Origin of the sequence: Dyella silvae (genome assembly GCF_026421305.1) — a bacterium.
Classification (GTDB): Bacteria; Pseudomonadota; Gammaproteobacteria; order Xanthomonadales; family Rhodanobacteraceae; genus Dyella; species Dyella silvae.
Map to the genome: position 1 here is coordinate 127,790 of NZ_JAPJBQ010000004.1, position 13,809 is coordinate 141,598.

13 protein-coding genes and 1 other RNA gene are annotated in these 13,809 nt (G+C 63.0%); 10 read left to right on the forward strand and 4 right to left on the reverse strand.

Annotated elements, in window-relative coordinates; all coding sequences use genetic code 11:
- Positions 1-37: 37 nt before the first annotated feature.
- The 3 genes from mraZ to rsmI all read right to left on the reverse strand — a co-directional run bounded on the left by mraZ (position 38) and on the right by rsmI (position 2,112).
- Complete coding sequence (mraZ, locus tag OQE56_RS11700) at positions 38-484, reverse strand: division/cell wall cluster transcriptional repressor MraZ (protein ID WP_267224494.1); 447 nt, start codon at positions 482-484, stop codon at positions 38-40.
- Between the two features lie 313 nt (positions 485-797).
- Positions 798-1,164, reverse strand: an RNA gene (rnpB, locus tag OQE56_RS11705) — RNase P RNA component class A.
- Positions 1,165-1,284: 120 nt separating this feature from the next.
- Positions 1,285-2,112 carry a 16S rRNA (cytidine(1402)-2'-O)-methyltransferase gene (rsmI, locus tag OQE56_RS11710; RefSeq protein ID WP_267224497.1) on the reverse strand — a complete coding sequence of 276 codons (828 nt, stop codon included), beginning with the start codon at positions 2,110-2,112 and terminating at the stop codon, positions 1,285-1,287.
- A gap of 94 nt (positions 2,113-2,206) precedes the next feature.
- Here rsmI and OQE56_RS11715 point away from each other — a divergent pair, with 94 nt between their 5' ends.
- The 6 genes from OQE56_RS11715 to OQE56_RS11740 all read left to right on the forward strand — a co-directional run bounded on the left by OQE56_RS11715 (position 2,207) and on the right by OQE56_RS11740 (position 8,523).
- Positions 2,207-4,051 (forward strand): penicillin-binding protein activator, encoded by a 1,845-nt coding sequence (locus tag OQE56_RS11715; protein ID WP_267224499.1) that lies wholly within the window; start codon positions 2,207-2,209, stop codon positions 4,049-4,051.
- Positions 4,051-4,407 carry a YraN family protein gene (locus OQE56_RS11720; RefSeq protein ID WP_267224501.1) on the forward strand — a complete coding sequence of 119 codons (357 nt, stop codon included), beginning with the start codon at positions 4,051-4,053 and terminating at the stop codon, positions 4,405-4,407. The genes OQE56_RS11715 and OQE56_RS11720 overlap by 1 nt, the downstream gene beginning before the upstream one ends.
- 51 nt (positions 4,408-4,458) lie before the next feature.
- Positions 4,459-4,647 carry a DUF1737 domain-containing protein gene (locus OQE56_RS11725; RefSeq protein WP_267224503.1) on the forward strand — a complete coding sequence of 63 codons (189 nt, stop codon included), beginning with the start codon at positions 4,459-4,461 and terminating at the stop codon, positions 4,645-4,647.
- Between the two features lie 81 nt (positions 4,648-4,728).
- Entirely contained in the window at positions 4,729-6,210 is a 1,482-nt protein-coding gene (locus OQE56_RS11730; protein WP_267224505.1) for an alpha/beta hydrolase, read from the forward strand.
- Positions 6,211-6,261: 51 nt separating this feature from the next.
- Complete coding sequence (locus tag OQE56_RS11735) at positions 6,262-7,632, forward strand: FAD-binding oxidoreductase (RefSeq protein ID WP_267224507.1); 1,371 nt, start codon at positions 6,262-6,264, stop codon at positions 7,630-7,632.
- Between the two features lie 84 nt (positions 7,633-7,716).
- Positions 7,717-8,523, forward strand: coding sequence for a hypothetical protein (locus tag OQE56_RS11740; protein WP_267224509.1), 807 nt, complete (start codon positions 7,717-7,719; stop codon positions 8,521-8,523).
- Positions 8,524-8,532: 9 nt separating this feature from the next.
- Here the strand turns inward: OQE56_RS11740 and rhtC are convergent, their stop codons facing one another.
- Positions 8,533-9,159, reverse strand: coding sequence for a threonine export protein RhtC (gene rhtC / locus OQE56_RS11745; RefSeq protein ID WP_267224511.1), 627 nt, complete (start codon positions 9,157-9,159; stop codon positions 8,533-8,535).
- Positions 9,160-9,384: 225 nt separating this feature from the next.
- Between rhtC and OQE56_RS11750 the strand changes: the two genes are divergently transcribed.
- From OQE56_RS11750 to OQE56_RS11765, 4 genes are all read left to right on the forward strand, one after another.
- Entirely contained in the window at positions 9,385-10,653 is a 1,269-nt protein-coding gene (locus OQE56_RS11750; protein ID WP_267224514.1) for a nucleoside permease, read from the forward strand.
- 123 nt (positions 10,654-10,776) lie between these two features.
- Positions 10,777-11,763 (forward strand): tRNA dihydrouridine synthase DusB, encoded by a 987-nt coding sequence (gene dusB / locus OQE56_RS11755; RefSeq protein WP_267224517.1) that lies wholly within the window; start codon positions 10,777-10,779, stop codon positions 11,761-11,763.
- A gap of 156 nt (positions 11,764-11,919) precedes the next feature.
- Entirely contained in the window at positions 11,920-12,855 is a 936-nt protein-coding gene (locus OQE56_RS11760; RefSeq protein WP_267224519.1) for an alpha/beta hydrolase, read from the forward strand.
- Positions 12,856-12,924: 69 nt separating this feature from the next.
- Positions 12,925-13,755 carry a class I SAM-dependent methyltransferase gene (locus tag OQE56_RS11765; RefSeq protein ID WP_267224520.1) on the forward strand — a complete coding sequence of 277 codons (831 nt, stop codon included), beginning with the start codon at positions 12,925-12,927 and terminating at the stop codon, positions 13,753-13,755.
- Positions 13,756-13,809 lie beyond the last annotated feature (54 nt).

The window sequence follows — 13,809 nt, forward strand, 5'->3', positions numbered from 1 at the left end:
CGTCCCGTTCACTCCGCCGCGCTGTCACCGTTGCCGGTTACAGCTGCAGCTCCGCCATCTCGTTGGTGATCTCGTCTTCGCCGATGGTCTGTTGGATCTTGGCCAGGTGGGCCTGCTCGCTCCAAAGCTCGAACTTGTTGCCCATACCCAGCAAAACCGCCTTCTTCTCGATGCCCGTGGTCGCACGCTGACTCGCCGGCAGCAGGATGCGCACGGCGGAATCGGGCTCGACCACGGCCGCGGCACCCACCAGCTTCATCTGCATGTCGCGATGGGCCGCCTTGACCTTGGGAAGAGCGTTGACCTGGTCGCGCACCTTTTCCCACTCCGCGTGCGGGAACAGCCAGAGGCAGCCCGACTCGAAGGGGTTGTAGGTGATCACCAGACGATTGGCGCAGGCGTCGGCCACCAACTCGCGGTACGCGGTTGGAATGGCCAGCCGGCCTTTGTCGTCAACAGTGATGGCGGTTTCGCCCTGGAACACGACCGTTAGACTCCACTAATTCCCACGATTTCACACAGGAACCCACGATAGTCTCGCCCCCTGAGACTGTCAAGGAAATTTTTCTTGTGAATCAATGAGAAAGGCGGTGATCTGGCAGTAATTCCAGCCTTTTCTGAGGAAACACTCAAAGGTGTTTGAAAGGCTAGGATTTTTTACTGCAGCGCCGCGCGTTCCTGCGCTCCCGCGAGCCTCTCCGGAGGCTGCCGAAATGAACCGGCATTCATGACCACCACCACGCGGTCGCCGCCTGCCATGCCCACTTCGGCATGACGGCGACGACCGGTAGTGAAGGAGGCGGAGTCGGCCTGTAAGCCGGGTTCTGTACGCCTTGCGGCGCGACAGTCATTCCTCTCGGCCTGGCGTCACCGCCAGGCTCCAGCAACCTACCCGGGAACAACGCGGGCCGCGTTATCGTTCCCCTATTCGGTCTTGCTCCAGGTGGGGTTTACCGTGCCATGCGGCGTTAGCCCCGCACGCGGTGCGCTCTTACCGCACCCTTTCACCCTTACCACGCGCACCCGAGGGTGCCGTTCGGCGGTCTGCTCTCTGTTGCACTGGCCGTCAGCTCGCGCTGCCCAGGCGTTACCTGGCACCTTGCCCTATGGAGCCCGGACTTTCCTCGATGCGCTTGCGCGCGACGCGACTGTCCGGCCGACTCCGCCGTGCATTCTAGTGGAATGTGGGGCTCAACGGGCTTGAGAAGCGAAAAGCGAAGAGAGAGGAGTGAGAAGTGAGAGAGAGCCGCTTTTCTCTCACTTCTCACTCCTCTTAACTCACTCCTAGCCTTCATATAGCAGCTTGCGCGGCGCGCCCGTGATAGCCGCCGCCAGTTTGGCCGCCTTCGCCGGCGGCAGCTCCTCGCGCAGGATGGCAAACACGCGCCGGCCCTCGGCCTCGCGCGCATCGGCCTCTTCGCCACGCCCAGCCACGAGAATGACGCACTCGCCGCGCTGTTGGTCGGGATCATTGGCGACGCGCGTCGCCAGTTCGCTCAACGGCTCACCGATCACGGTTTCGAACAGCTTGGTGAGCTCGCGCGCAAGCACGCCTTCACGCGCTGCGCCGAAGACATCGCGCATGTCGGCCAGACTCTCTGCCACGCGATGCGACGACTCGTAAAAGATCAGCGTACGCGCATCGCCCGCAAGTTCCTGCAAACGCGTACGCCGCGCGGCGGCCTTAGGTGGCAGGAAGCCTTCGAATACAAAACGATCACTGGGCAGGCCAGCTACGGAAAGCGCAGCAATCGCCGCGCAAGCGCCGGGAACGGGCGCACAGCGAATACCTGCCGCACGGGCGGCGCGCACCAGGCGAAAACCGGGATCACTAATAAGTGGCGTCCCGGCGTCGGAGATCAGCGCTACCGATTCGCCGCCCAGCAAACGCCGGACAATCGCATCCACCACTTCCCGTTCGTTGTGTTCGTGCAGTGCCACCAATGGCGAGCCGATGTTGTAGTGCGTCAGCAGAGGGCGACTGTGGCGGGTGTCCTCCGCTGCGATCACCGCGACCGATCGCAAGGTTTCAATGGCACGTGCAGAAAAGTCATCCCGATGACCGATCGGCGTGGCGACCACCCATAGCAGGCCGGGCTGAATCTGTGACATCTTGCTGTTTCCTGAGCCTCGGGGTGGGAACCCAATGGGCTATCATCGCCCATCCGCCCACCTTGTCGTCAAAAAAGCTCGAAGGGATTTGGCCATGCGCTTGAATCGCGCTGCAGGCATTGCCCTGCTCTTTTCACTGGTACTCAGCGCTTGCGTGCCGCCGACGGTGGAGCGTTCGCCCGCCGAGATTGCCGCCAGCCAGCATGCCGACGCACTGGTGCAGCAAGGCAAGTTCGATGACGCGGCGCAGGCGTATCTCACGCTGGCGCAAACCGGTAGCAACCGCGACCACTATCAGTTGCTCGCGGCAGAAGCCTATCGCCAGGAAGGCCAACTCGACCGGTCGTCGCCTTTTCTCAATGCCATTCGCCGCCAGCGCCTGAGCGGTGACGAGCCGTCGCGGCTGGATCTGCTCCAGGCCGAACAGGCCTTGAAGCAGAACAATGCCGCGCGCGCCCTGCAACTCACCACGCAACCAAACGTCAGCGTGCCACCCGCGCTGCAACTGCGCCTGCTTGAGCTGCGCTCGCGGGCCATGGAGCAAACTGGCGACCTGTGGGGCGCCGCGCGTTCCCGTGTGGAAATGGACGGCCAACTGAAGGGCCTCGACCAGACGCAAAACCGCAAGGAGATTGTGTCCCTGCTCACCAAGCTTGGCGTCGACCCGCTCAAGCAACGCGCGGCGGCCATGCAGCCAGGTGACCGCATGCTGCCCTGGGTCAACGAGGCGCTCACACAGCTCGGTGTTGCCGTGGCAAACGCCGCACCATCACTCGGGCAGGAAGTCGGCACCCTGATACCGGGTGAAGGCGCCAGCGTGCGCGAGGGCTACAAGATGCCCGCACACGTGGCGCTGCTGCTGCCCACCAGCGGCAACATCGCGGCGGCCGGCACGGCGGTTCGTGAAGGTTTCTTTGCCGCTTACGCGGATTCCACGCGCAATCACGCGCAACGCCCTCCGGTGCGGGTATACGACAGCGGCGGCACGGCTGCCGGCGCCATCAAGGCTTATCAGCAAGCAGTGAATGACGGTGCGCAGCTCGTCATCGGCCCACTTACTCGTGGCGAGGTCTCCGCGCTGTTCGGTCTGCCGCAACTGCCGGTGGCCCTGCTTGCGCTGAACCACCCTGATGACAAGAGCCTGCCTGCCAGTGGCGTGAGCGAGTTTGGCCTGCTGCCTGAAACGGAAGGCACGCAGTCCGCGGACCATATGGCGGAAGGCGGCATGCTTACGGCCTACGTCATCGTGAGCAACGATGACTTTGCGCAACGCGCGGCCAAGTCCTTCAAGGCCGAGCTGGAAGCACGCGGCGGCAAAGTCGTCAGCATGGGCACGCTCGCCAGCAGCGTGAACTTTGCGTCGACCATCAACGGCCTGGGCATACCTACCACCACAGGCGACGCCACCACCCCGAACAACGCCGGTATCTTCATCAGCATGCGCACGCAGCAGGCACGCCTGCTGTTGCCGCAGCTGAAGCTGGCTCGCGTGAGTCTGCCGGTGATCGGCACCTCGCACATCTACGCCGGTGCCGACGACGCCAGCGCCAACCGCGACCTGGAAGGCGTGGAGTTCTGCGACGCGCCGTGGTTGTTCGATGTGCAGCCGGGCCTGCCCAATCATGGCGACATCGCCTCGCAGTTGCCCGCCGCGCGCGGCACGTCGGCACGCCTGTTCGCCTTCGGCATGGATGCATGGAATCTCGCGCCCTACGTTGACTGGCTGCGTGCACACCCCGGCAGCTATTTACCCGGCGCCAGCGGCCAGCTGACCTCCGACCAGTTCGGCCGCATCCGCCGCGTGCTGGTGTGGGCGAAGTTCCAGGATGGCCTCGCCCGTCCGCTCAACGGCAGCCTGCAGATGGATACCGCCCCGGCCTTGGCGCCACCGGCCGACAACACCCAGCAGCCGCAAACCGGCGAGCCCACCACGCATTGATGCGCGCAGCCGGCGCCGCATTCGAACAACGCGCCTGCGCGGAACTTCAACGCGCAGGCCTCAAGTTGCTGGCGCGAAATTACACCACGCGATACGGCGAGCTCGATCTGGTGATGCTTGATCGCGATACCGTGGTCTTCGTCGAAGTGCGTCACCGCCTGAGCAGCAGCCGGGGTGACGCCGCGGCCTCGGTCAACGCGGCCAAACAAGCCAAACTCACACGCACCGCTCAGCTGTGGCTGGTCGCCCACCCGCAACACGCCCAGCGCGCGTGTCGTTTCGATGTGGTCTGCTACGACGGCCCCAACGATCATGCCACCATGAACTGGTGGCGCAACGCCTTCGACGCCGCATAGGCGGCCCTTACGGCTATCCATCGCTGACATCGACACAGAGGACGTTTACGCATGTCTGACTCACCGCCCGATGGTCTTCCGCGATACCGACTGCTGACCGGCAAGGACGACGCCAGCTTTTGCCGCCGCGTATCCGAGGCGCTTGAGCTGGGCTATGAGCTGTATGGCTCCCCCGCGGCGACCTTTAATGGCGACCATGTGGTCGTGGCCCAGGCGATACTCTGGCCGACACGCGACTGACAAGTCCACGATCTCTCCATGCATCGTCAGGCAGACTGACGGAGGTGTCGCCTGGTGGCGGCACCCGACCACGGAGGCACCATGCTTCGAGCATTGATCAAGCTTGGCAAATGGACGGCCATCGTCCTTCTGGTTTTCCTCGTTTCGCTGTTGGGCATACGCGCGTGGGATTCGCAGCAGGGCGACCCACTGGCGCTCTGGCAGACCTATGTGCCCCATGAGCTGACCGCCGCGGAAATCGACGCCACCGACTGGCAGGGCTACCTCGCCGCGGAAGACCGGCTGTTCGACGAAGTCCGCACGCAAGTCAGCGACAAACTGCCGTCATCTGAGCGCGTTGCCACCAATCGTTACTTCGAAGGCGCTCCGATGTATCCGGGGCATTTCGCCCACGACTGGAATCGCTCGTACGTACTCGAACCGAAAGGAAAGCCCGTGGGTGCCGTGGTCCTGATCCACGGCCTGACCGACTCGCCCTATAGCCTGCGCGACATCGCCGAGCTGTATCGCGACCACGGCTTTGTGGCCATCGGCTTGCGCGTGCCCGGTCACGGCACGGTACCCGCGGCCCTGACCGAGGCTCAGTGGCCAACATGGATGGCTGCCACACGACTGGCCATGCGCGAGGCGCGCCGGCGCGTCGGCGCGCAGGCACCCATTCACATGGTGGGTTACTCCAACGGCGGCGCGCTGTCGCTCAAGTACACGCTGGACACCCGCGACCAGAACGAACTGACCAGACCGACGCAACTGGTGTTGTTGTCGCCGATGATTGGCGTAACGCGCTTTGCGCGCTTCGCTGGCCTTGCTGGCCTGCCGGCCATCCTGCCGTCGTTCGCCAAAGCAGCCTGGCTTGATCTGCTGCCGGAGTACAACCCGTTCAAGTACAACTCGTTCCCGGTCAACGCGGCACGCCAGACTTATCTGCTGACAGACGCTATCCGGAACCAGCTGCAGAGTCTCGATCGCGAACAGAAATTGGCGGGCATGCCACCCATTCTTACTTTTCAATCGGTGATCGATGACACCGTGAGCGCGCCTGCCGTCATGCGCACGCTGTTTGCCAGGCTCCCCGCCAATGGCAGCGAGATCGTACTGTTCGATGTCAACCGCAACCACCGCTTCGATTCTCTGCTGCGGGCCAGCTCCCTGCAGGCCTTGCAGCATCTGCTGCCGCCGGGGCCACAACGCTTTCGCAGCACGGTGATCGCCAACGCAGCAGCGAACGATAGTCACATGGTGGCGCGCACCACCGAGGCCGGTCACGACCAGGCCACGGTGACGCCACTATCCATCGAGTACCCCGACGACATTTTCTCGCTGTCGCATATCGCCCTGCCCTTTCCGCCCAACGATCCGCTCTATGGCACGCAACCCGACATGTCGGAAGACTTTGGCGTTCGCCTGGGCACCCAGGCGCCACGCGGCGAGCGAGGCGCCCTTATCCTCAACCTCGACGCCGTGCTGCGCATCAGCTCCAATCCGTTCTATCCGTACGTGCGCGAACGCATCGAGGAAATCATTCCGGCCACTCCGACGGCGACAGCGCAGCAGGTGCACTAGGCATGACGCACCCGGCCGACGTTCAGCCATGCAGAGTGGGATACTGATGCGATGAATCTACCGGATACCCTGCTTTCCTCGCTTCGCCAGCATTTCCCGGCCGGCTCTCTGTCGGTCGAGATGGCGGAGCGCCTTGCCTACGCTTACGACAATTCCCGCCGCAACGCGCTGCCAGACGCCGTGGCGTTTCCGACCACGCATGAGCAGGTGGAGATACTGGTACAGGCGTGTCGCGCGCATCGCGTACCCGTGATCGCGCGTGGGCGTGGCACCAATACCACCGGCGCAACAGTGCCGGTGGAGGGCGGCGTGGTGGTCAGTTTCGAGCGCATGAACCGGATCGTGAAGATCGACCCGGACAACCGGTTCGCCGTGGTGGAACCCGGCGTGCTCAACGGCGACCTGCAGCAAGCGTTGAAGCCGCACGGCTTTTTCTGGCCACCCGACCCGACCTCGTCACCATGGTGCAGCGTGGGTGGCAACCTTGCCTGCAATTCCGCCGGGCCGCGCACGGTGAAGTACGGCAGCCCGCGCGAGAACACGCTGGGGCTGCGCGCGGTGGCGGGCACGGGAGAGGGTTTTCGCTGCGGCACTTACACCAGCAAAGGCTCGACCGGTTACGACTTCACGCGCTTGCTGATCGGCTCGGAAGGCACGCTGGCGCTCATCACCGAGGCAACGCTCAAACTCACACCGAAGCCATCGGGGCTGCGCACCATGCGCGCCACCTATCGCGACGTCGGCGCAGCGGCACGCGCTGTCGCGAGGATCATGGCGCAACCCGTCACGCCGTGCGCGCTGGAGTTCATCGATGACGTGGCACTCAAGCTCGCCCGCGACTACGGCGGCAACGGCGTGCCGGTAGCGGGCGCGATGCTGATGATCGAGGTGGATGGCGAACCCGATACGCTGCCCAGCGCGGTGGAAGCCGTGTCGCGCGCGGCGCGTGGCGAAGGCATGGAAGAACTGAAGATCGCGGAGACAGCCGAAGAAACGCAGGCGCTATGGTCCGCCCGCAAGGCGCTGTCGCCTGCGCAACGAACCATTTCACCCAACAAGATCAATGAAGACGTCGTCGTTCCGGTCAGCCGCCTGCCCGAGCTGGTGGATGGCATCAAGGCGCTTTCGAAGAAGCACGACGTGTTGATCGTCAGCTTCGGTCATGCCGGCAACGGCAACCTTCACGTCAATCTGCTGCCGCGCGATGAAGCAGAGCGCGAACGCGCCCATGCCTGTCTCGCCGATGTGTTTGCGCTGGTGATCGCGCTGGATGGCACCCTGTCCGGCGAGCACGGCATCGGGCTGGTGAAGCGGGAATTCATGCCGTTGGCGTTGCAGCCCACCACGTTGCATCTGATGCGTAACGTGAAAGCGGCATTTGACCCTGATGGCATCCTCAATCCGGGCAAGCTGCTGCCGTAGTCCTTGGTTGGTGCTCGCCCAAGTACAGTTCGGCTATATATGTATCCTGAAACATCGGCTAAACGCCACAGGGGAGCACGATTCATGAAGGGTATCGCACGCCTGGTCATCGCGTACGCGTGTCTGGTAGTTGCTGGCTGCAGCCAGCAAGCTTTGTTTGACAAATTCACGCCTCACCCTGAAGCAGAGCAGGCGAAACAGGTTCTCGACGCCGTTCGCGATCGCCAGTTCGACGCGGTCAAGGGCCACCTGGCCGCAAACCTTCTGGCGGTGTCCGATATTGATACCAAGCTGACGGAGGTCGCTGACTACTTTCCAGAAGGAGCGCCTGTCTCCGTCAAACTGGTTGGTGCTCGCACCTTCTCCATCAACGGACACACGACTTACGACCTCACCTACGAATACCAGTTTTCCAAGGGCTGGGCGTTGGGCAATGTGCATATGAACAAACAGGGCGACGCCGCGCTAGTGGACGGCATCCACGTGCAGCGGATGACTCAATCTCTTGAGCAAACCAACGCCTTTGCCCTGGGCAGCAAGGGATTTGCGCACTGGCTGATGCTTACGCTCACCGTGCTGCTGCCGCTATTTTGCCTTTACGCCTTCGTACTTTGCCTGCGTACCCCAATCGCGAAGCGCAAATGGCTATGGGCCGTTTTCACTCTGCTGGGCGTGGTGACGCTGCACTTTAACTGGACTACGGGCGCGTTTGGTCTTCAGTTGCTTTACGTGCAGTTGTTTGGGGCGGGATGGTCGCAACTCATCTACGGTCCGATCATGCTCGGAGTCTCGTTTCCTCTTGGCGCGGTCTGGTTCCTCTATCGGCGTAAGAGCCTGATGCAGGCCACCGCGGCGCCAGAGAGCGAACCTGGCGCTGCCGCCGCAACGTGAAATGGCTGCTCAGTGGCTACGGCCTGCAAAGATCAAATGCAGGCCGAATGCCACGAACACCGCACCAGCCAGGCCATCGATCCAGCGCGAGAGCTTGAGATAACCGCGGCGCATGGCCGGCATCGCGAACACGCCAGCCACCAGGGAGAACCACAGCAGCGTCTCGGCGATGACCATGCTCCAGAGCCCCCAGCGCGCTGCTGCGCTCACGCCATTGCCCAGGAAAGCAGAGAACACGCTGCCGAAGTAGATGACGACCTTGGGATTGGAGAGGTTGGTGAGCAGGCCGGCGCGCAGCGTGGCCCAGTCGCTCTGCTGCAACACTTGCCGCGGCTCGTCGGTGGTGGCGGGCGCACGCAACGCGCCGCGCAACATCTTCACACCCATCCAGGCCAGATAGAGACCACCGGCGACCGCAATGAGCCGCTCCAGCCAGGCCAGCCTCTGTAGCACCAGTTGCAGGCCCGCCAGCGCGAGGGCCGACCACACCACCACGCCCAGGGTGATGCCCACGACGCCGAACATGGCCTGGCGGCGGGTGCGGCTCACGGCAGTTTGCGACACAAAGAAAAAGTCCGGGCCCGGACTCAACAGCGCCACCAGGTGCACCACGGCAATGGTCAGAAACAGGCTCACAGGGTCTTCTCCGGGTTGGAACCGCAAGTTTTCGCGGCGGCGCAGCTTGTCGCCGCCGGGTCGGTCCTCTAGGCTGCCTCCATTTTTACACGGTCTGGGGATATACCCAGCCTTTGCAGGGGTTTGCGGGATGACCATTGCAGGCCCGGCCACCGCCCGGCCTGACGGCATTTGCGCGCCTTTCCTGCTCTGACCCGTAACCGCTTCAACCAAACGAACCCACTGATGAGCCTTCGACTCCGCCTGATTGCGATGAACTTCCTGCAGTTCTTTGTGTGGGGGGCGTGGCTCATCACCATCGGCACGTACTGCTTCCAGACCAAGCATTGGTCACCGGCGCAATTCGGCGCCATCTTCTCGACGATGGGCATCGCCTCGCTGTTCATGCCCTCGATCATGGGCGTGATTGCCGACCGCTGGATCAACGCCGAGAAGCTCTACGGCCTGCTGCACCTTGGCGGCGCGGTCATTCTGGCGTGCGTGCCGATGGTGGAATCGCCCCATGTGCTGTTCTGGGTGATGCTGCTGAACATGATGTGCTACATGCCCACCATCGCACTGGCGATCACGGTGGCCTACAACGCACTCAAAACCAACAACATGGACATCGTCCGCGATTTCCCGCCCATTCGCATCTGGGGCACCATCGGCTTCATCGCCGCGATGTGGACGGTGAGCCTGCTGCATCTGGAAACCACCTCGGGCCAGTTCTATGTGGCAGCCGGCGCCGCGGCGCTGCTGGGCATCTATGCGTTCACTCTGCCGGCCTGCCCGCCTCGCTTTGTGCAGGGAACCCACCAGTCGCTGCTTGATACGCTGGGCCTGACCTCGTTCTCGCTGTTCCGCGATTCGCGCATGGCCGTGTTTTTCATCTTCGCCATGATGCTGGGCGCTTCGCTGCAGCTGACCAACATGTATGGCGACACCTTCCTGCACGACTTCGCAGGGATGGACGAGTACAAGGACGCGGTGGCCGTGCGCTATCCGGCAATCATCATGTCCATCTCGCAGATCTCGGAAACGCTGTTCATCCTGGCGATTCCGTTCTTCCTCAAGCGCTTCGGCATCAAGACGGTGATGCTGATCAGCATGACGGCGTGGACGCTGCGTTTTGGCCTGTTCGCCTTTGGCAACCCGGGCCAGGGCCTGTGGATGGTCGTGTTGTCGTGCATCGTCTACGGCATGGCGTTCGACTTCTTCAATATCTCCGGCTCGCTGTTTGTGGAGAGCCAGAGCGACCCCAGGATTCGCGCGAGTTCGCAGGGCTTGTTCATGCTGATGACCAACGGCATCGGCGCGATGCTCGGCAGCTGGCTGAGCGGCCTGATCATCGAGTCGTTCTTTGCGCACGCCGACGGCAGCAAGGACTGGCCTGGCATCTGGCTGACCTTTGCGGCCTACTCGCTGGTTGTGGCCGTCCTGTTCGCCCTGCTGTTCAAGCACAAACACGACCCCGCCGCGTTGCAGGCGCTGGCGGCCAAAACGGCCCATTAAGCGAGCTTTTCCGTGGGAGCGCCCCCTGTGCGCGACAACCCCACGGAACAGCACACTAACCGTCCGCAGTCGCGCACAGGGCGCGCTCCCGCAAGGGATTTGCGGGCCGGTTACAATGGGCGGATGCAGATCGGCCCCTACCTCATCGACCCGCCGGTGGTACTCGCGCCCATGGCCGGCGTCACCGACAAACCTTTTCGCCTGCTGTGCAAACGGCTGGGCGCGGGTTTGGCCGTGTCCGAGATGACCACCGCTGATCCGCGCCTGTGGCAGACACGCAAATCGCTGCGCCGCATGGATCACGCAGGCGAGCCCGAGCCGGTGAGCGTGCAGATTGCCGGTTACGACCCCACCATGTTGGCCGAAGCGGCACGCTACAACGCCGACAATGGCGCGCAGATCATTGACATCAACATGGGCTGCCCGGCCAAGAAGGTCTGCAACGTGTGGTCGGGCTCCGCGCTGTTGCAGGATGAGCCGCTGGTCGCGCGCATCGTGAAAGCCGTCGTCGGCGCGGTGGATGTGCCGGTGACGCTAAAGATCCGTACCGGCTGGGATCGCCAGAACAAGAACGCACTGACCATTGCGAAGATTGCCGAAGATGCCGGCATTGCGGCGCTCGCAGTGCACGGCCGCACGCGTGCCGACAAGTACGAAGGCGAAGCCGAGTACGAGACGATTGCCGCCGTGAAGGCAGCCATCCGTATTCCCGTGCTCGCGAACGGTGATGTCCTCACGCCCCAGCAGGCCAAACGCGTGCTGGACGCCACCGGCGCCGATGCCGTGATGGTAGGTCGCGGTGCTCAGGGGCGGCCGTGGATCTTCCGCGAAATTTCGCATTACCTCGCCACCGGTGAGACGCTGCCCGAACTGTCGCCCGCAGAAGTGGGCGAGATCCTGGTGCATCACCTGGAACATCTTTACGCGTTCTACGGCGAGCTGCAGGGTGTGCGCATCGCGCGCAAGCATCTGGGCTGGTATGCCAAGGATCGGCCGGAAAACGCCGCATTCCGGCATGTGGTGAACCGTGCGGAAACTGCCGCCGAACAGCTAAAGCTGACTCGCGAGTATTTCGCGGCTCTCGCCGACGAAGCACGTTTGGCTGCCTGAGATCCCGTCCAACCTCCCCGCCTAGGTTCATGGTTTCCTCACCGTCGTCCCCGCGAAAACGGAGATGACGGTGAGGGAATCCTGCGCCTCGCAAACCCTTGCGCAGTCGCCTGAGGCATCATCGGCGTTCCATCGCCCGCCGGTCATGCCACGGCCATGCTCTTTCGCTCTACTCGCCAATGCTTTGCTTTTGCCCGCCTGAGCCGATGGCTGTTGTTGTGTGCGGCGCTGTCGCTTTGCGGCTGCGAAGCCACGCTGTTTGCCGGCATCAACACCACCGATCAGAACAAGGACATCACGGAGCGGCGAGGCATCGTGTTCGACGCCGATCACCATCTTGCGCTGGATGTCTATACGCCAACTCACGCGGAACACGCGCCGGTGGTGGTGTTCTTCTACGGCGGCGACTGGGCGCGCGGCAAGCGAGAGTGGTATCGCTTTGTCGGCACGGCACTGGCCGCGCGCGGCGTGATGGTGGTCATTCCGGATTACCGCAAGGTGCCGCACGTGGCGTTGTCGGGCTTCATGCAGGATGCGGCGAATGCCGTGGCATGGGTGCATACGCACGCGAACGAGTTAGGTGGCAACAAAGACGATGTGTTCTTGATGGGACATTCGGCAGGCGGCCAGATCGCTGCGTTGCTCGCCACCGATGGATCGTGGCTCGGGGCTCATGGTATGCACCCGAACGATCTCGCCGGCTTTATCGGCCTCGCCGGCTGCTATGACTTTGTGCCGGTGCCTGAGGACGATCAGGACATGATCGGCGCCTTCGGGGCGACGCCCGACCTACAACGCAAGGGCGAGCCGGTCTCCTTTGTGCATGGCGCCGAGCCACCCATGCTGCTGATGCAGGGCATCGACGATCACGAGGTGGAGCCTTCCAATGCCATCTCGCTCGACCGCGCCATGGTTGCGCAGCACGAAGAAGTGACCTTGAAGCTCTATCCGGGCCTGGGCCATGAAATCCTGCTGTTCGCGCTAACTCGCCCCATGCATGACGATGCGCCGATGCTGGGCGACATCCTCGACTTCATCGAAACACATCCGGCGTCGCAACCGATGGCTCAGTCGAGCGCAGCCTCTCGCTGACCGCCACTTTCCGTCGACGCCGGCTGGCGTATCGTGGCTGCCATTGCGATTCAAACGCAGGCATCCGCCATGAACAGCATCGTCACCGGCGAGTTTCCCTATATCCACGGCTTCTCTTCGGAGGAGCAGTCACGGCTGATGCGCCAGGCGCGCATGTTCGAGACCAAGCTGTTCAGCCGCATCGACTACAGCGAGGCAACCCGTCTGCTCGAAATCGGCAGCGGGGTGGGCGCTCAGACGGAGATCCTGCTGCGCCGCTTTCCAAACTTGCATGTGACGAGCGTGGACCGCTCAGCCGCGCAACTGGCCGCAGCGGAAAAGAACCTCGCCGAGACCGCCTGGTGCACGGCGCGTTACACCTTGCAATTGGCGGATGCCACTGACCTGCCCTTCGCCGACCGGAGCTTCGATGCCGCCTACCTGTGTTGGGTACTCGAACACATGCCCGCACCGGCCCGCGTGCTGAGCGAGTTGCGCCGCGTTCTGGCTCCCGGTGCCGTGGTCTATGTGACCGAGGTGCTCAACTCTTCGTTCTTCCTCGACCCCTATTCCCCTCACCTGCTTCGCTATTGGATGGCATTCAACGATCACCAGTACGACAGCGGCGGCGATCCCTTTATCGGCGCGAAGCTTGGCAACCTGTTGCTGGCAGGGGGCTACAGCAATGTGCAGACCGAAGTGAAAAGCTTCCATCTGGACAACCGCCAGCCCGGCAAGCGCAAGCAAATGATCGAATTCTGGGAAGAGCTGCTGCTGTCTGCGGCCGATCAACTGGTCGCCACCGGCAAAGTGGACGAGACGACCGTCTCCGGTATGCGGCAGGAGCTTCAGGCCGTGCGCAATGATCCCAACGCGGTGTTCTTCTTTGCGTTCGTGCAAGCGCGGGCCACGGTTTACTAAGCCATGGCCGGCGCCGCCGCTGATGGAGCGTTTGCGCGCCCCATCAGCACACCG

Bases quoted from the DNA above. Each gene is read 5' to 3' on its own strand.
- rsmI (WP_267224497.1), bottom strand. From the start codon at position 2,112: ATGTCACAGATTCAGCCCGGCCTGCTATGGGTGGTCGCCACGCCGATC.
- OQE56_RS11715 (WP_267224499.1), top strand. From the start codon at position 2,207: ATGCGCTTGAATCGCGCTGCAGGCATTGCCCTGCTCTTTTCACTGGTA.
- OQE56_RS11720 (WP_267224501.1), top strand. From the start codon at position 4,051: ATGCGCGCAGCCGGCGCCGCATTCGAACAACGCGCCTGCGCGGAACTT.
- OQE56_RS11725 (WP_267224503.1), top strand. From the start codon at position 4,459: ATGTCTGACTCACCGCCCGATGGTCTTCCGCGATACCGACTGCTGACC.
- OQE56_RS11730 (WP_267224505.1), top strand. From the start codon at position 4,729: ATGCTTCGAGCATTGATCAAGCTTGGCAAATGGACGGCCATCGTCCTT.
- OQE56_RS11735 (WP_267224507.1), top strand. From the start codon at position 6,262: ATGAATCTACCGGATACCCTGCTTTCCTCGCTTCGCCAGCATTTCCCG.
- OQE56_RS11740 (WP_267224509.1), top strand. From the start codon at position 7,717: ATGAAGGGTATCGCACGCCTGGTCATCGCGTACGCGTGTCTGGTAGTT.
- OQE56_RS11750 (WP_267224514.1), top strand. From the start codon at position 9,385: ATGAGCCTTCGACTCCGCCTGATTGCGATGAACTTCCTGCAGTTCTTT.
- dusB (WP_267224517.1), top strand. From the start codon at position 10,777: ATGCAGATCGGCCCCTACCTCATCGACCCGCCGGTGGTACTCGCGCCC.
- OQE56_RS11760 (WP_267224519.1), top strand. From the start codon at position 11,920: ATGCTCTTTCGCTCTACTCGCCAATGCTTTGCTTTTGCCCGCCTGAGC.
- OQE56_RS11765 (WP_267224520.1), top strand. From the start codon at position 12,925: ATGAACAGCATCGTCACCGGCGAGTTTCCCTATATCCACGGCTTCTCT.